The organism is Streptomyces sp. NBC_00670, from assembly GCF_036226765.1.
In the GTDB taxonomy this organism is placed as follows: Bacteria; Actinomycetota; Actinomycetes; order Streptomycetales; family Streptomycetaceae; genus Streptomyces.
Genome location: NZ_CP109017.1, coordinates 4,507,393 through 4,522,416, shown reverse-complemented (window position 1 = coordinate 4,522,416; position 15,024 = coordinate 4,507,393). Strand labels below are relative to the sequence as shown.

Genomic DNA, 15,024 nt, shown 5'->3' with positions numbered 1-15,024 from the left:
CAGGGAGAGCAAACGGCCATTTGTAGTCATCCCGTGATCAAACAATGACCAAGTAACGGTCAAGTCCCAAACTTGACGGTTGGACAACCATGCGGCGCTCAGCGGATGTTGCGGGCCACGGTCCAGGTCACGGCGAGGGCGAGGATCAACACCTGGGTGCGCGGGCGCAGTCGGGGACGCCAGCGGCGGCCCCGCAGCCCCTCCAGCGCCCAGCGGCCGAGCAGTGCGAGGGCGAACGGCGCGGCGAGCAGCAGCATCCGGTTGTCGAGCCAGGCCTGCGCGAACTGCCCGTGCATCAGGTCGTACACCATGCGGGTGCCGCCGCAGGCCGGGCAGAGCAGTCCGGTGACGAACCGGAAGGGGCAGCCCGGCAGGGCGTGCCCGGGCTCGTGCGGGTTCGTCCCGTAGAGGTACGCGGCGCCCGCGAGCCCCGCGGCGCCCACCGCGAGCGGCGCCGCCTCGGGGCGGCGCAGCACGGGCGGCAGCCACCGGAGGGCCGGCCGGGGACCGGCCGGCACCCGTCCGGTGCGCGGGCCCGCGTCAGCCACGCAGGATCCGTCCATTGGAGTCCGTGGTGTTGTTGCTGGTCAGCAGCACGATCCCGTCGATCAGCGACCAGATGCCGAGACCGCCGCAGGTGAGCAGCTGGGCGATGCCCAGACCCACGTGCCCGATGTAGAACCGCCCGATGCCGAGGTAGCCGAGGAAGATGCTGAGCACGCCCGCGACGATCTTCGACTTGTCGGAGTACGGCCGTCCGTAGGGGTCGTAGCCGTAGGGGGCGTTGGGGTCGCCGCCGAACGCACCGGGCGGCGGCACGGCGCCGCCCGCCGGGTAGCCGCCCGCCTGCGGGTAGCCGTACTGCGGCTGCTGGTAGGGACCGGCGCCGGGCGCGGCCCCGTAGGGGTTCTGTTCGCCCGAGTTCGGGTAGCCGTACCCCGGCGGCTGGTTCGGGGGCTGCGGCGGCTGGTTGGGCGGCTGGGTCACGGCGACCACTCCTGGCATCAGATGTGCATAAGTATGAGTGCAGGTCATCTTGCAGGAGAAACCCTCCCGAAGAGAAGTCGGGTCCACGTCTCGCCCGGGCGGGTGACCCCGCCGCCGGTGTGCACGGGCTTCCGGGAACCGGCCACCTAATCTGATGGCATGTCAGACGACGAGTCGTACGAGCTGCTCGGCTTCGACAACGTGCTGCTGTCCGTCGGGGATCTCGACGAGGCCGTGGCCTTCTACGAGGCGGCCGGCTTTCCGCTGCGGTTCCGGCTCGACGAGGCCGGGATCGCCCTGCTGGGCGTGGGCGGCGAGACCCCGGGGCTGCTGCTGCGGCACGAGGAGGGCCTCGGCCACCGGCCGCCGCCGTGGGCCGCGCCCCGCGTGTGGCTGGAGGTGCGCGACGCGCGCGTGACGGCGCGCACGCTGGCCGCCGCGGGGGTGCGCCCGCTGGACGAGCCGTTCGCCGTCGCCACGGGGTGGACCGTCGAGGCGGCCGACCCCTGGGGGAACGTCCTCGGCTTCACCGACTACGCCAAGCGGCCCGAGCTGGGGCGCGCGGCGCAGCGGCGCGGGGCCGCCGCGCACTGAGGGCACGCCCGCCTGCGCACTTCGCTCGGCCACCCCTCGGCTTGAACGTGTTCAAAAACAGGTCTACAGTCATCCCTGACAGCCTTTTGAACGCGTTCAAGAAGGGGTGGGGACATGGACCTCACAGTCGTCGCGTACGTCATCTACCTGGTGATCAGCATCGCCCTGACCATCTGGGTCGCCCGGACGCTGAGCCGCAACGGGCGGATCTTCCTCGCCGACGTCCTGCACGGGAACGAGAAGCTCGCCGACGCCGTCAACCACCTCCTGGTGGTCGGCTTCTACCTCGTCAACCTCGGCTTCGTCGCGCTGTACCTCAACGGCGACGGCACCGTCACCGACGCCCGCGGGGTCTTCGAGGCCCTGTCGACCAAGCTCGGCGTGGTGCTGCTGGTCCTCGGCGTGATGCACCTGGGCAACGTGTACGTGCTCAGCCGGATCCGCCGGCGCGGGGCGATGGAGCGCGAGCAGTTCCCGCCGGTCCCGCCGCAGGGCTACGTCGCCCCGCCCGCCGGAGCGTGACCCGATGCGCACGCCGCACACGACGGCCGCCCCGGCCGTCTCCCCCTCGGCCGTCCCCGCCGCGGCCCCGCGGCCCCCGGTCCGCCGGCTCACGGTCCTCTACGACGAACGGTGCGCCCTGTGCACCTTCGTCCGCGGCTGGCTCGGCCGGCAACGGCAGCTCGTGCCCCTGGACTTCGTCCCGGCGGGGTCCGGGGAGGCCCGGCGGCTGCTGCCGGGTCTTGACCACGGGGCGACGATGGAGGAGATCACCGTCGTCGGCGACGGCGGCCAGGTCTACCGCGGGGCCGCCGCCTGGATCGTCTGCCTGTGGGCGCTGCGCGAGCACCGCCGGCTCGCCCACCGGCTGTCCACCCCGGCGGGCCTGCGGGTGGCCCGCAGCGCGGTGCTCGCCGCCGCGAAGTGGCGGGAGGCCGGCCGGGCCCGCACGGCGGCCGGGCGGAGCCCGCACTGGGGCGGCACCGCCTACGTCCGCCGGGACGGCTGGGTCTACGACCCCCGCGCCGGCTGGGTGTACCGCGGCCCCGGCCCCACCCCGGGTGCCTGCCCGGACGGCACCTGTCCGACTGGCTAGGCTCGACCCGTGCCTGCGAAGAACGACCCCCCGGTGACCAAGAGCGAGCAGACCCGTGCCCTGATCCTGGAGACCGCGATGCGGCTCTTCCAGGAGCGGGGGTACGACAAGACCACCATGCGGGCCATCGCCCAGGAGGCGGGGGTCTCCGTCGGGAACGCGTACTACTACTTCGCCGGCAAGGAACACCTGATCCAGGGCTTCTACGACCGGATCGCCGCCGAGCACCGGGAGGCGGTCCGGGAGGTCCTGGCCCGGGAGACGGAGCTGCACGCCCGGTTCGCCGGGGTGCTCAAGGCCTGGCTGGACGTGGCGGCCCCGTACCACGAGTTCGCGGTGCAGTTCTTCAAGAACGCGGCCGACCCGGACAGCCCGCTCAGCCCCTTCTCCGCCGAGTCGGAGCCCGCGCGCACGGAGGTCGTCGCCCTCCAGCGCGAGGTGCTGGCCGGTTCCCGCACCAAGGTGCCCGCCGACCTCAAGGACGTGCTCCCGGAGCTGATGTGGCTGGCCCAGATGGGGCTGGTGCTGTACTGGATCTTCGACCGCACGGAGGGCAGCGAGCGCAGCTACCGGCTCGCCGAGCGCGGCGCCCGGCTCACCGCGCGCGGTGTGGTCCTCTCCCGCTTCCGCGTGCTGCGCCCCCTCGTCCACGAGGTGCACGAGCTGTTCACGGACTTCCTGCCGGGGATGACCAGGGCGATGCCGGACCCCGCCGCCAAGGGGCGACGGGGTCGCGGGCGCCAGGACTCCGAAGCGGACGCCGCACCGGACACGGCACCGGGCTCCGGAGCGGACCCGGAGAAGGGCTAGCCGGCCACGTCCACCTCGCCGGGCCGCAGTTCGACGTCGTGGACCAGCGGTTCGTCGCCCACGTCCACGCGCTGCGCCCGTGCGCCGTACGGCGACGCCGTCACCGTCAGCAGATACGTGCCCGGGGCCGGGGCGGAGACGATGAAGGAGCCGTCGGCCAGGGAGGTGACGCCGTCCAGCCGGCGTCCGCCGCCCGGCGAGAGCAGGGTGACCGCGGCGTCCTCGACGGGCCGGCCGTCCACGTCCCGGACGAAGCCGTGCACGGCCGTGTTCGCACCCGTACCGGCCGGGCCCGCACCCGTGTCCGCGCCACGCGCACCCGTCGGGGCCGCCTCCGTGCGCACCGGCTCCTCCGGCGGTTCCACCGCCATGTGCGGCAGCCGCTTGTCCAGCCAGGCCGGCAGCCACCAGTTGGAGCGGCCCAGCAGATGCATCGCCGCCGGCACCAGCGCCGTCCGCAGGATGAACGCGTCGAGCGCGACCGCCGCCGCCAGCCCGACGCCCGCCATCGCCGCGTTGGAGTCGCCGCTGAGCACGAAGGCGACGAAGACGGCGACCATGATCAGGGCGGCGCTGTTGATGACCCGGCTGGTCTCGGCGAGGCCGACCCGGACCGCGCGGGCGTTGTCACGGGTGTGCACCCACTCCTCGTGCATCCGGCTGACCAGGAACACCTGGTAGTCCATGGAGAGCCCGAAGAGCAGCGAGAGCATGATCAGCGGCAGGAAGGAGGTGATCGGTCCCTCCTTGCCCAGGCCGAGCAGGTCGAGCCCCCAGCCCCACTGGAAGATCGCGACCAGGACGCCGAAGGAGGCGGCGGCGGCGATCAGGTTCATCAGCGCGGCCGTCAGCGGGACGACGAGCGAGCGGAAGGCCAGCAGGAGCAGCAGGAAGCCGAGGACGATGATGGTGGCGATGAACAGGGGCAGCCGGTCGCCGGTGACGGTGGCGAAGTCCTTGGAGACCGCCGTGACCCCGCCGACGTGGGCGGTGACGCCGGCCTCGGGGATGACGTCGTCGCGCAGCCGGTCGATGAGCTCGGACGTCTCCTCCGACTGCGGTGACGTGGTCGGCACGACCTGGACGATGCTCACGCCGTGCGCGGGCGGCAGCGCGGCGGCCCGGGCCACGCCGTCGGTGGCCTCGATGTCCTTGACGAGCGCGGTACTGTCCCCGCCGCCGTCCACGACGACCTGGAGCGGGCCGTTGAAGCCGGGCCCGAAGCCCTCGGCGAGCAGGTCGTAGGCCTGGCGGGTGGTGGTCGTGGTGTCGTTGTTGCCCTGGTCGACCGTGCCGAGCCGCAGCGAGAGCACCGGCAGCGCGAGGACGGCCATGACCACGACGGCGAGCGCGGCGGTGCGCCGCGGACGCTTCTGCACCTGCGCCGACCAGCGGGCGGCGAGGCCGCTGGTGCGCTCCGGGCTGGTCTCGGGGCCCTGGGCGGCGAGCCTGCGGCGCTGCCGGCGGCTGAGCACCCGGGTGCCGAACACACCGAGGAGCGCCGGAAGCAGCGTGATCGCGGCGAGGACGCTCAGCACGACGGTGAGGGTGGTGCCGATGACGACGCCGTCCAGGAACCGCAGATTGGTCACCAGCATGCCGGCGAGCGCGATGCACACCGTGCCGCCCGCGAAGAGCACCGCGCGGCCCGAGGTGTTGAGCGCGGTGACGGCCGCCTCCTCCGGGTCGAGCCCGCGCAGGATGCCGCGCCGGTGCCGGGTGACGATGAACAGCGCGTAGTCGATGCCGACGCCGAGCCCGATCAGCGAGCCGAGCAGCGGGGCGAGGTCGGGGACGTTGGTGACGTGGCTGATCAACTGGATGCCGAAGTCGCCGAGGCCGACGCCGAAGACGGCCACGCAGAGCGGCAGCACCATCGCGAGCAGCGAGCCGAAGGCGAGCCACAGCACGACGGCGGCGGCCGCGAGGCCGACGATCTCCGCCAGTCCGGTGCCCGCCTCCTCCGTGCTCGCGATCGCCTGGCCGCCCAGCTCCACCTGGAGGCCGTCGCGTTCGGCCCCCTGTGCGGTGTCGACGACGTCCTGCACGAGGTCCTTCGAGACGGCGGAGGCCTGCTCGGTGAAGGTGACCTGGGCGTAGGCGATCCGCCCGTCCTCGCTGATCTGCGTGGCGCCGCGCGCGCCGGAGTACGGTCCGGAGACCTCGCCGACGCCGTCCATGACCGCGATCCTCTTCAGCGCGGGCTCGATGCGGGACTTCACGGCGGCGTCGGTGACCTTGCCGTCGTCGACCTTCCACACCACCGTGTCGGTGTCCCCCGAACTCTGCGGGAAGGCCTTCTCCATCAGGTCCAGCGCCCGTGTGGAGTCGGTGTCCGGCAGGGAGAACTCGTTCGCGTAGTCGCTGCCGGCGTGAGTCGCCGCCGTCCCCACCCCTATGAGTGCCGCCACCCACAGCAGCACCACCACCAGCCGGTGCCGGTAGCACCAGCGTGCCAGTGTCGTCATGTTTCCTCGCTCCTCGGTCAGGGTCCCCCGGGCCTGCGCCCTCAGCATTGGGGAGGGCGGCGGTGCCGGAACATGGAGCCGGGCGCACTCTCAAGGAACTCCAAAGCGGCGAGCGCCCCGGTGGCGGGGTACGGTGCGGATACTGGGGCCATGACGAGCGACGCGGACGGGCGCGGTCCCCAGGAGGGCGACGCGGGCGGGAAGTTGGGCGACGGGGCGACGGTGCTCCTGGTCGAGGACGAGGAGTCCATAGCCGACGTCCTCGCGATCGCCCTGCGCTACCACCGCTTCCAGGTGATGCGGGCGGGCACGGTCCGCGAGGCCCTCGCGCTCACCGAGCGGGTACGGCCCGACGCGGCACTCCTGGACGTCATGCTGCCGGACGGCGACGGCCGCGCGCTGGGCAAGGAGTTGCGCGCCCGGCAGCCCGACCTGGCGGTGGTGTTCGTGACCGCGCGGGACGCGCCCGCGGAGATCGTCGGCGCGCTCGGCTTCGGCGACGACTACATCACCAAGCCGTTCCACATCGACGAGGTCGTCGCCCGGGTCACGGCGGTACTGCGCCGCACCCGGTCCACCGACGTCCTCCCGCAGCGCCCGCCGCTGCGCTACGGGGACCTGGAGCTGGACGAGACGACGTACAGCGTGCACCGCGCGGGCCGCACGGTCGAGCTCACCCCGACCGAGTACGCGCTGCTGCGGTTCCTGGTGCGCAACGGCGGGCGCGTCGTGTCCAAGGAGCAACTGCTGCGCCACGTCTGGGAGTACGAGCACGCGCCGGCGGAGTCGACGGTGGTGGAGACGTACATCAGCTATCTGCGGCGCAAGCTGGCCCCGCTGGGGCCGCCGCTGATCACGACGCGGCGCGGCGTCGGATACGGGCTGGCGTGAAGCGCCCCGCGCGCCTGCGGGGGTTTCGCCTCGCCGTCCCGCGGTGGTTCGGCCGGCCGCGTGGGCTGCACTCCCTGCGGGCCCAGCTGACGCTGGTGAACGTGGCGTTGCTGGCAGTCGGCGTGGTCGCGGCGACGACGGTCACCCTGATGGGGGCCGGGCACTATCTGCTCGGCCAGATCGACGCGCATCTGCTCCGCAACCGCGACTCGCTGTCCGAGTCGCACCTCACGCTGCGCCAACTGGACTCCCTGGGCGCCATGGCCGTCGTCCGGGAGGGGCTGCTGCCGCAGGACGACGGGTCGGGAACGCCGAACGACACGTTCGCGGCGGTCGACCGGGACGGCACCGTCCTGAAGGTGGCCCAGCTGACTCCGACCAGGGCGCAGCGGGCGCTCGCGGCGGCGGTCGGGGACCCCGCGGCCTTCGCCACCGCCGACGAACCGCGGAATGTGACCCTCAACGGTGACCCCTACCGGGCGACCGCCGCACGCCTGGACGACGGCTCCTACGTCCTGTTCGCCACCTCGACCGAGGGGCTGAAGCAGGGCATCGCCAAGGCGCTCCGGCTCGATCTGACCGTGGGCGGGCTGCTGCTGGCGCTTCTCTTCTGCCTGACGATGGTCCATGTACGGCGGCGGATGCGGCCCCTCGAGGACATGGTGGAGACGTCGTCGGCGATCGCCGAGGGCGATCTGACCCGGCGGGTGCCGTCGCGGCGGGAGACCAGCCTGGAGGTGGAGCAGCTGCGGCTGGCGCTCAACTCGATGCTGCACCAGGTCGAGTCGGCGTACCGCACGCGCGAGCGCAGCGCGGCCCAACTGCGCCACTTCGTCGCCGACGCCTCGCACGAGCTGCGCACCCCGCTGTCCGCGATCCGCGGCTACCTCCAGCTGTACGAGCGGGGCATGCTGACCGACCCGGACGAGCGCAAGCGGGCCTGGGACCGGATGAACGGCGAGGTGGACCGGATGGGGCGGCTGGTCGACGAGCTGCTGACCCTGGCCCGTCTGGACCAGCGGCCCGAGCTGCGGCTGCGCAACGTGGACGTGAGCCGGCTGGTGCGGGACGCGGCGGAGGATCTGCGTGCGCAGCAGCCGGGCCGCCCCGTGTCCGTCGCGGCGTCCGGGGCCCTGCTGGTCCGCGCCGACGAGTCGGGCCTGCGCCAGGTGCTGGGCAACCTGGTGACCAACGTCCGCACGCACACCGCGCCGGACGTGCCCGTGCGCCTCTCGGCCGTGCGGTCCGACGGCACGGTCCGCCTGACCGTCGCCGACGAGGGCCCGGGTCTGCCGGAGGAGGACGCGGCCCGGATGTTCGACCGCTTCTTCCGCACCGGCTCGACCGCGGGCAGCGGCCTGGGCCTGGCCATAGTCCAGGGAGTGGTCGAGGCCCACCACGGCGACGTGGCGGCCACGACGGCCCCGGGCAAGGGGTTGACGGTGACGGTGGTGCTGCCGGCGGAAGTGCAGGGGCAGTGAGCGGCTCCGCCGCGACGGGCCGGTTGTCAGTGGCGCCTGCCATCATCGCCGCATGACCACAGCAGCGGGCGAAGGCGAGTACGAGAAGCAGGCGCTGACGGAGTTCCTGGCCGCACAGCGGTCGAGTGTCCTGGCGATCCTCGACGGCCTCGACGAACAAGCCCTGACCACACCGGTCGTACCGTCCGGGTGGACACCGCTCGGGCTCGTGGAGCACCTGGGCTACGCGGAACGGCACTGGTTCCAGGAGGTCGCCACCGGGACGGCCGAGCCGCTGGCCTGGCCCGACGACCACGCCCCGCTGACGACGCCACGGCCGCCGGAGGTGGTGTTCGCCTTCTACCGCGAACAGTGCCGGCGCTCCGACGCGGTCCTGTCCGCCACACCGCTGTCGGCACCACCGGTGGGCCGCCACCCCGGCCCGGACGGCGACGACGTCACCGACCTGCGCTGGATAGTCCTCCACCTGATAGAAGAAACCGCCCGCCACGCCGGCCACCTGGACCTGGCCCGCGAACTGCTCGACGGGCGGACGGGGTTGGGGCCGCGTTAGCGGAACCGGGACCGGGTTGAGCGGAATGGCACGGGTGCGTTCAGCCGAACCAGCTGACCTGCACCACCACGATCCGCTCGCCGCGCACATCCGTGAGGTATGTGAGCATGAGCATGCCCAGGCTTTCGTTCCGCACGCCCGGGCCGGGCCCCGTGTAGGCGGCTCCTTCCAGGAAGACCATGGACTCGCGTACGGCGATCTCGTTCGCCAGGCGTTCCGCCTCGATGCGGGCGGTGTCCGGGAGGCCGTCCAGCATGTCGTCCTGGAACAACTCCCAGCGCCAGTCAGCCACCCGCCACCTCGCGGTGCGCCGCGCGCACGATCTCGGCGGCATCGCGAATGGCGCGCTCGCGTACGGCGGGGTCCGGGTCGTCCACGGCCTGCTCGGCGGCGTGCAGCCGCCGGGCGATCTCCGGCTGCCGCTCGATCTCGACCACGACTCCCCACTGCCGGTAGAACATGCGGATCGGTACGACGCTGTCCTCGTCCCCGGCCCGCACGAACGCCTTCTGGAGATCCTCGAAGAACTCGGGCAGACGGGAGGGAGCCACCGCGGCCACGGCCTGGCGCAGCGCCGGCAGCGTCAGCTCGGGGCGGGGGACGAGCGGAGCGTCCCCGTTCTCGTGCGGCATCGACATCAGCCGCTCCTTCCGTTCGTCGAGCATCACTGCGGCACATGCCCACGCTAGCGCCATCCCCGTCATCCCTCCGCACCGATGTGCGCATCCGTACCGCAGAGGGTGACGCCGAGGTGCCACCGCGCCCACACCGTCTTGCCGACCCCGGCCGGGCGCGGGCGTACGCCCCAGTCATCCGTCAGCGCCCCGACCAGCAGCAGCCCGCGCCCGAACCGGTCCTCGCCGGTGACCTCGCGAGGACGCGGCAGCCGCTCGCCGCGCGGATCGTCGACCTCGACGCTCAGCGCGGCGGGAGTGACGGCGAGCCGGACCCGGATCAGCCGGTCCCGCAGGCTGCCGTGCAGCAGGGCGTTGGTCGTGAGCTCGGAAACGACGAGCGCGACGTCCCCGGCGAGCCCGGGATACCCCCACTCCCCGACAAGCCGAGCGGCCCGCCGCCTGGCCAGCCCGACGGTGCATAGCACGGGCGTGTAGTGAAGCGAGTCCTCGTGGAGCACGACGGCCGACGGCACTCACCACCCCCTCGGCGACGGCACCGATCCGAGCACCTGGGGCCGCGTGCGGCGGCTCGGTGCCGGGGCGCGCGGCTGAAGTGCAGCCGGTGAAAACCGGTCGAGGGTCTTCGCATGCCTGGTTGACGACTGGCTGGGCGGCGGGGCCCCGATGTGGTGGTGCCAGCCCGACGCCGCCACCAGCCGCGAGTGGATCGCCCGGGCCGGGCTGGTGGTGGAGCGCGAGCGGTTCGTCCCGGAGGGCGACGGAGGGCATGTGCTCTTCTGGGCACGACGGGTCGCACCCGCTTCGGTCCGGGACCAGCCGCAGAGGGACTGAGCGCACACCTTCGGGTGACGCGGTTCGCGGGGGACACCGGGGCTCACGGCTGCCTACGATGATGCTCTCGACACCAGCCCACGGGAGGCATGTGATGTCCGGTGCGACCGTCGAGCAGCGCTTTCACGGCGACGAGCCTGTCGCCCTGACCGCGATCGCCGACGAGATCTCGGAGCGTCATCCGGGGTACCGCGTCGAGATCATTGGCGGGCATCTCCTCGTAAGCCCCACTCGGGACGGTGCCCATGCTCGCGTCCTGACCCGGCTCATGCGTTCCTTCATCGCGGCCGGTCTGCACGACGGCGAGACCGAGGTGCTGCAAGGCGTCGGTCTCTGGTTGCCGTTGGAGGACGAGGACTACGCCATTCCGGACCTTGTCGTGGTGGACGCCGACATTGATGAGCACCATGTCGAGAACAGCGCGTACGACCCGGTCTGCTTTCGCCTGGTGCTGGAGGTCACCTCCAAGAACTGGAAGAACGACCTGAAGACCAAGGTCGCCGCCTACGCACGGGCCAACATCCCCGTCTACGTCATCGTCGACCGCAAGCACCAGCGCCTGCATGTCCTCACCGATCCCGTCGGGGACAGGTACGAGAACCACCGGCCCCATGCCCCCGGTGAGCTGGTCACCCTGCCCGACTCGCTCGGGGCCAAGGTCACCCTCGACGTCGACGAGATCCTCGGGGCCGGGCAGCGGGCGGCCGGCTGAGCGCGGCGGGTCGGGTCACGCCTGCTTCGACGCCAGTTCCACCACCGTGATGTCCGACGGGGCACCCACCCGGGTCGGTGGGCCCCAGGCGCCGGCGCCTCGGGTGACGTAGAGCTGCGTGTCGCCGTAGGTGTCCAGGCCGGCGACCGTGGGGTTGGCGGCGGCGGCGAGGAAGTTGCCGGGGAAGAGCTGGCCGCCGTGGGTGTGGCCGGAGAGTTGCAGGTCGACGCCGTACGTGACCGCGTCGTGGATCTGGGCGGGCTGGTGGGCCATCAGCACCACCGCGCGGGAGGTGTCGCGGTCGCCCAGCGCGCGGGCGAAGTCCGGGCCCTGGCCCTCGCTCTCGCCCTGGAGGTCGTTCACGCCGGCCAGGTCGAAGGCGGGGAGTTCCGTGCGGGCGTTCTCCAGGGGGTGCAGGCCCAGGTCGCGGACCTCCTCCACCCACTGTTCGGCGCCCGAGAAGTACTCGTGGTTGCCCGTGACGAAATAGCTGCCGTGGCGGGCGCGTAGTTGTGCCAGCGGTGCCGCTGCCGGGCCCAGGTCCTTCACGCTGCCGTCCACCAGGTCGCCGACCACCGCGATCAGGTCCGGCTGCGTCGCGTTCACCGTGTCCACCACGCGCTGCGCGAAGCCGCGGCCGAGCACCGGGCCCAGGTGGATGTCGCTCACCACCGCGATCCGGAAGCCGTGCGCCCCGCGCGGCAGCTTCGCCAGAGGGATCGTGATCCGCTTCACCCGGGGGCCGTTCAGGACGCCGTACGTGCCGAGGCCCACCGTCCCGACGGCCGCCGTCGCGACCGCGCCGCCCACCACCCGGGAGACGAACAGGCGGCGGGAGGGGGCCGGGGGGTTCTCCGCGTCCGCCTCGGGTTTCGGGGCCGTCGGCGGGACCGTTTCCGGGACCGCCTCCCGTGTCTCCACGCGCGCCCGGCGCGCCACCAGCCGCCGTACCAGCGGCCGCACCGCCTCCCCGACGATCAGCGCCAGCAGCAGGTACAGGCACAGCGCCATCCACAGGAAGCCCGGCCAGCCCAGTGTGCGCTGGAGCCAGAACGGGGCGTGCGCCTGTTCCGCGATCAGCGCGCCGAACATCAGCACCGGGCCGGCCACGAGCACCACCGTGCCGGTGCGCCGCGCGGCGCCCGGTCCCGACGTGGTGTCGCGCACCAGGCGGCGCCACGCCCACCAGTGCAGCGCCACGAACGCGGCCAGCACCAACAGCGCGGCCAGCACGAAGACGACGATCACTGTTCCCCGTTCCTCCAGCCCTCCCGCCGTGACCGCCCTATGCGGTACGACGCAGTGCGCGCAGACCGCGCAACCCAATGCCCCCGACGACCGTCCCCAATACGAAGGAAACGACGGCGAGCGTCAGATGCACCCAGAAGTACGCCGTCGGGTCCCCCGCGTCGTCGAACGCGAGCCCACTGCCGTCCTTCCACAGGTTCTTGACGAAAGTGATCCAGATGACCCAGCTCCACACCCCGAAGGCGAGCAGGAACCAGGAGACGGGTCGGCTGAGCTTCATACGGTCAGTATCACCGGTGGGCGGAGGTGCCCGGCGGGCGGGTGGGACGGCAACCGGAGCGGCTGGTTCCGGCCGCGTGGACGCAGAACGGCCGAAGGGGGGTGCGACGCCGACACCTTCGCCCGGTACGTTGCCCTCCGTGCCCGCTTCCCACACCAAGACCGGCAGGCGCCGCACGCCGGTCGCCGCCGTCGCGCTGCTGTCCCTGCCCGCCCTGCCGTTCGCCGTGCCCGGCACCGCCTTCGCCGCACCCATGCCGCCCAGTCCGGGTGCGAGCGCCAGTACGAACGCGGCGCACACCCCCGGTTCGAGCGCGAGTGCGACTGCGAGCCCGAACACGAGCAGCAGCGCCGGCGCCGGTGCGACGGCCGCCGGCAGCCCCTCCGCCACTCCCCCGGCGACGATGTCGACCGTCGGCGGCGCCCGGCTCGGGCTGCCCGGGACGCAGGCCGAGCTCGGCAGCGACGCGCCCGTACTGCCGAAGGACATCACCGCCCGCTCCTGGATCGTCGCCGACGCCGAGTCCGGCGACGTCCTCGCCGCGCACAACGCGCACTGGAAGCTCCCCCCGGCCAGCACCCAGAAGATGCTGTTCGCCGACACCCTGCTGCCCAAGCTGCTCCCCCGGACCACCGAGCACAAGGTGACCGCCTCCGACCTGGCCGGCATGGGCACCGGCTCCAGCGTGGTCCCGCTGCACAAGGGCCAGACGTACTCCGTGCGCGACCTGTGGCTCGGCGTCTTCCTGAAGTCCGGCAACGACGCCGTGCACGTCCTCTCCGCGATGAACGGCGGCATCGACGCCACCGTCGACGACATGCAGGCGCACGCCAAGAAGCTGCGCGCCCTGGACACGACCGTCGTCAGCCCGGACGGGTACGACTCCCCGAAGCAGGTCTCCTCCGCGTACGACCTGACGCTGATCGCCCGCTCGGGGCTGCAGAAGAAGGACTTCCGGGAGTACTGCTCCACCGTGACGGCCACCCTCCCCGGCGCGCCGGCCAAGAGCGGCGGGAAGGGCGGGAAGAAGACGAGCAGCAGCACGATCGAGATACGCAACACCAACCGGCTGCTGGCCGGGGACACCGACGTCACCCCCTACCCGGGCCTCGCCGGCGTGAAGAACGGCAACACCACCAAGGCGGGCGCGACCTTCACCGGGGTCGCCGAGCGCGGCGGCCGGGTGCTGCTCGTCACGGTGATGAACCCGGAGAACGGCGCGCACAACGAGGTCTACAAGGAGGCCGCCAAGCTGCTCGACTGGGGGTTCTCGGCGGCGGGCAAGGCGACGCCCGTCGGTGAGCTGGTCGCCCCCGTCGGCGCGGAGAGCGACGACTCCGGCAGCGGTACGCCGACGGCCGCGCCCGTGCCGTCGGCCGAGCCGGTGGCCGCCTCGGCGGTGCGGGGCGGGTCCGGCGGGATGGGCGTCGCGCTGGGGATGGCCGGCGGCCTGCTGGTGCTGGTCGCCGCCGGTGTCTGGCTGGTCAACCGCCGCTGGCCGCTGCCGGGTTCGGCGCGGCGCGGGAAGGGCGAGTGATCCCCTCCTCGGCCTTGCTGCCCGTCGCCGTCCAGGAGGCGCAGTACAGCACGAGTTTGGCCGTGAAGTTGATCCACAGCAGCAGCGCGACCGGCACGCCGAAGGCGCCGTACATGCTCTTCGCGGCGACGCCCTGGAGGTAGCCGCTGAGCAGCAGCTTCAGCACCTCGAAGCCGACGGCGCCGAGCAGCGCGGCGACGAACAGCCGGTGCCGGGAGGGCTCGACGCCGGGCAGCAGGGTCAGGACGTACAGCAGGAGCAGGAAGTCGGCGAGGACGGCGACCGCGAACGCGGCGAGCTGCAGCAGCGCGCGGCCCCAGCCGGCCTCCTCCAGGCCGAGCCGGTCGGCGCTCCAGCCGACCAGCGCGGTGGCGATCGCGGACGCGGCCAGGGTGAGGAGGACGGCGCCGCCGAAGCCGACGAGGACGCCGGCGTCCTTGACCCGGCGCAGGACGGGGTTCTCCTCGTCGTCGGGCAGTTCCCAGACCGTGCGCAGACAGTCCCGCATGGCGTCCACCCAGCCGATGCCGGTGAACAGCAGGACGACGGCCGCGATGACGCCGACGGTGCCGGCGTTGTCGACCAGGCCGTGGATGTCGAGTTCGTCGGCGATGCCGGGGACCTGGTCGGCGATGCGGTTCTGGAGGGTGCGCTGCTGGGCGTCACTGAGGGCGGCGGTGCCGAGGGTGGCGGCGAGGGTGAGGACGGGGAAGAGGGCGACGAAGCTGGTGAAGGTCATCGCGGCGGCGAGGCGGGTCCACTTGACGCGGTCCAGGCGTTCGTAGGAGCGCCAGGCGTGGGTGGTCACGAGGTGGGCCAGGGCGGGGCCGATGCCGGGGAGTCTTTTCAGCCAGTCCATGATCCTGACGCTCCCCTCTTGCCGACGGCTTGATGTTCT

The 15,024-nt window shown here is 72.5% G+C and carries 19 protein-coding genes; 10 read left to right on the top strand and 9 right to left on the bottom strand.

The window, feature by feature from the left end:
* Positions 1-98: 98 nt before the first annotated feature.
* Both OIE12_RS20130 and OIE12_RS20125 read right to left on the bottom strand, forming a co-directional pair.
* On the bottom strand, positions 99-563 hold the full coding sequence (locus OIE12_RS20130) for a DUF2752 domain-containing protein (RefSeq protein WP_443053868.1): 465 nt from the start codon (positions 561-563) through the stop codon (positions 99-101).
* Entirely contained in the window at positions 541-987 is a 447-nt protein-coding gene (locus OIE12_RS20125; protein WP_030382839.1) for a TM2 domain-containing protein, read from the bottom strand. Before OIE12_RS20125 ends, OIE12_RS20130 begins: the two co-directional genes overlap by 23 nt.
* Positions 988-1,146: 159 nt before the next feature.
* On the opposite strand from OIE12_RS20125, the gene OIE12_RS20120 reads away from it, so the two are divergent.
* The 4 genes from OIE12_RS20120 (at position 1,147) to OIE12_RS20105 (ending at position 3,487) form a co-directional block, all read left to right on the top strand.
* Entirely contained in the window at positions 1,147-1,581 is a 435-nt protein-coding gene (locus tag OIE12_RS20120) for a VOC family protein (RefSeq protein WP_329137243.1), read from the top strand.
* Between the two features lie 114 nt (positions 1,582-1,695).
* Positions 1,696-2,103 carry a hypothetical protein gene (locus OIE12_RS20115; protein WP_030382837.1) on the top strand — a complete coding sequence of 136 codons (408 nt, stop codon included), beginning with the start codon at positions 1,696-1,698 and terminating at the stop codon, positions 2,101-2,103.
* 4 nt (positions 2,104-2,107) lie between these two features.
* On the top strand, positions 2,108-2,677 hold the full coding sequence (locus OIE12_RS20110; RefSeq protein WP_329137241.1) for a thiol-disulfide oxidoreductase DCC family protein: 570 nt from the start codon (positions 2,108-2,110) through the stop codon (positions 2,675-2,677).
* Between the two features lie 9 nt (positions 2,678-2,686).
* Positions 2,687-3,487, top strand: coding sequence for a TetR/AcrR family transcriptional regulator (locus OIE12_RS20105; protein WP_329137239.1), 801 nt, complete (start codon positions 2,687-2,689; stop codon positions 3,485-3,487).
* On the opposite strand, the gene OIE12_RS20100 is transcribed toward OIE12_RS20105, so the two are convergent.
* The gene (locus tag OIE12_RS20100; RefSeq protein WP_329137236.1) at positions 3,484-5,955 is read right to left on the bottom strand and encodes an MMPL family transporter; all 2,472 of its coding nucleotides are present in this window, start codon (positions 5,953-5,955) and stop codon (positions 3,484-3,486) included. The genes OIE12_RS20105 and OIE12_RS20100 overlap by 4 nt on opposite strands.
* 222 nt (positions 5,956-6,177) lie before the next feature.
* Here OIE12_RS20100 and OIE12_RS20095 point away from each other — a divergent pair, with 222 nt between their 5' ends.
* The 3 genes from OIE12_RS20095 to OIE12_RS20085 are packed head-to-tail and all read left to right on the top strand — an operon-like array spanning position 6,178 to position 8,880.
* Positions 6,178-6,846 (top strand): response regulator transcription factor, encoded by a 669-nt coding sequence (locus tag OIE12_RS20095; protein WP_329142081.1) that lies wholly within the window; start codon positions 6,178-6,180, stop codon positions 6,844-6,846.
* A complete protein-coding gene (locus tag OIE12_RS20090; protein WP_443053867.1) occupies positions 6,843-8,327 on the top strand; it encodes a sensor histidine kinase in 1,485 nt (494 codons plus the stop codon). Before OIE12_RS20095 ends, OIE12_RS20090 begins: the two co-directional genes overlap by 4 nt.
* Positions 8,328-8,379: 52 nt before the next feature.
* Positions 8,380-8,880 carry a DinB family protein gene (locus OIE12_RS20085; RefSeq protein ID WP_329137234.1) on the top strand — a complete coding sequence of 167 codons (501 nt, stop codon included), beginning with the start codon at positions 8,380-8,382 and terminating at the stop codon, positions 8,878-8,880.
* A gap of 40 nt (positions 8,881-8,920) precedes the next feature.
* Here OIE12_RS20085 and OIE12_RS20080 read toward each other — a convergent pair whose 3' ends face one another.
* Genes OIE12_RS20080 through OIE12_RS20070 form a run of 3 tightly spaced genes read right to left on the bottom strand, consistent with a single transcriptional unit; the run spans position 8,921 to position 10,030 of the window.
* Positions 8,921-9,172, bottom strand: coding sequence for a hypothetical protein (locus OIE12_RS20080; protein WP_329137233.1), 252 nt, complete (start codon positions 9,170-9,172; stop codon positions 8,921-8,923).
* On the bottom strand, positions 9,165-9,545 hold the full coding sequence (locus tag OIE12_RS20075; RefSeq protein WP_329137231.1) for a hypothetical protein: 381 nt from the start codon (positions 9,543-9,545) through the stop codon (positions 9,165-9,167). The genes OIE12_RS20080 and OIE12_RS20075 overlap by 8 nt, the downstream gene beginning before the upstream one ends.
* Before the next feature lie 35 nt (positions 9,546-9,580).
* On the bottom strand, positions 9,581-10,030 hold the full coding sequence (locus OIE12_RS20070) for an ATP-binding protein (RefSeq protein ID WP_329137229.1): 450 nt from the start codon (positions 10,028-10,030) through the stop codon (positions 9,581-9,583).
* Positions 10,031-10,181: 151 nt separating this feature from the next.
* On the opposite strand from OIE12_RS20070, the gene OIE12_RS20065 reads away from it, so the two are divergent.
* A complete protein-coding gene (locus tag OIE12_RS20065) occupies positions 10,182-10,349 on the top strand; it encodes a hypothetical protein (RefSeq protein WP_329137227.1) in 168 nt (55 codons plus the stop codon).
* A 94-nt stretch (positions 10,350-10,443) separates the two neighbouring features.
* The gene (locus OIE12_RS20060) at positions 10,444-11,061 is read left to right on the top strand and encodes a Uma2 family endonuclease (protein WP_329137225.1); all 618 of its coding nucleotides are present in this window, start codon (positions 10,444-10,446) and stop codon (positions 11,059-11,061) included.
* A 15-nt stretch (positions 11,062-11,076) separates the two neighbouring features.
* Here the strand turns inward: OIE12_RS20060 and OIE12_RS20055 are convergent, their stop codons facing one another.
* Both OIE12_RS20055 and OIE12_RS20050 read right to left on the bottom strand, forming a co-directional pair.
* Complete coding sequence (locus OIE12_RS20055) at positions 11,077-12,309, bottom strand: metallophosphoesterase (protein WP_329137223.1); 1,233 nt, start codon at positions 12,307-12,309, stop codon at positions 11,077-11,079.
* A gap of 37 nt (positions 12,310-12,346) precedes the next feature.
* Positions 12,347-12,589, bottom strand: coding sequence for an SCO4848 family membrane protein (locus tag OIE12_RS20050; protein ID WP_329137221.1), 243 nt, complete (start codon positions 12,587-12,589; stop codon positions 12,347-12,349).
* Positions 12,590-12,728: 139 nt separating this feature from the next.
* Here OIE12_RS20050 and OIE12_RS20045 point away from each other — a divergent pair, with 139 nt between their 5' ends.
* Positions 12,729-14,126, top strand: coding sequence for a D-alanyl-D-alanine carboxypeptidase family protein (locus OIE12_RS20045; RefSeq protein WP_329137219.1), 1,398 nt, complete (start codon positions 12,729-12,731; stop codon positions 14,124-14,126).
* Here OIE12_RS20045 and OIE12_RS20040 read toward each other — a convergent pair.
* Positions 14,074-14,985 carry a YihY/virulence factor BrkB family protein gene (locus tag OIE12_RS20040; RefSeq protein ID WP_329137217.1) on the bottom strand — a complete coding sequence of 304 codons (912 nt, stop codon included), beginning with the start codon at positions 14,983-14,985 and terminating at the stop codon, positions 14,074-14,076. The genes OIE12_RS20045 and OIE12_RS20040 overlap by 53 nt on opposite strands.
* Positions 14,986-15,024 lie beyond the last annotated feature (39 nt).

Coding starts and splice junctions, on each gene's coding strand:
- OIE12_RS20130 (WP_443053868.1), bottom strand. CDS start 563: ATGGACGGATCCTGCGTGGCTGACGCGGGCCCGCGCACCGGACGGGTG.
- OIE12_RS20085 (WP_329137234.1), top strand. CDS start 8,380: ATGACCACAGCAGCGGGCGAAGGCGAGTACGAGAAGCAGGCGCTGACG.
- OIE12_RS20100 (WP_329137236.1), bottom strand. CDS start 5,955: ATGACGACACTGGCACGCTGGTGCTACCGGCACCGGCTGGTGGTGGTG.
- OIE12_RS20115 (WP_030382837.1), top strand. CDS start 1,696: ATGGACCTCACAGTCGTCGCGTACGTCATCTACCTGGTGATCAGCATC.
- OIE12_RS20075 (WP_329137231.1), bottom strand. CDS start 9,545: ATGCTCGACGAACGGAAGGAGCGGCTGATGTCGATGCCGCACGAGAAC.
- OIE12_RS20050 (WP_329137221.1), bottom strand. CDS start 12,589: ATGAAGCTCAGCCGACCCGTCTCCTGGTTCCTGCTCGCCTTCGGGGTG.
- OIE12_RS20110 (WP_329137241.1), top strand. CDS start 2,108: ATGCGCACGCCGCACACGACGGCCGCCCCGGCCGTCTCCCCCTCGGCC.
- OIE12_RS20065 (WP_329137227.1), top strand. CDS start 10,182: ATGTGGTGGTGCCAGCCCGACGCCGCCACCAGCCGCGAGTGGATCGCC.
- OIE12_RS20040 (WP_329137217.1), bottom strand. CDS start 14,985: ATGGACTGGCTGAAAAGACTCCCCGGCATCGGCCCCGCCCTGGCCCAC.
- OIE12_RS20060 (WP_329137225.1), top strand. CDS start 10,444: ATGTCCGGTGCGACCGTCGAGCAGCGCTTTCACGGCGACGAGCCTGTC.
- OIE12_RS20120 (WP_329137243.1), top strand. CDS start 1,147: ATGTCAGACGACGAGTCGTACGAGCTGCTCGGCTTCGACAACGTGCTG.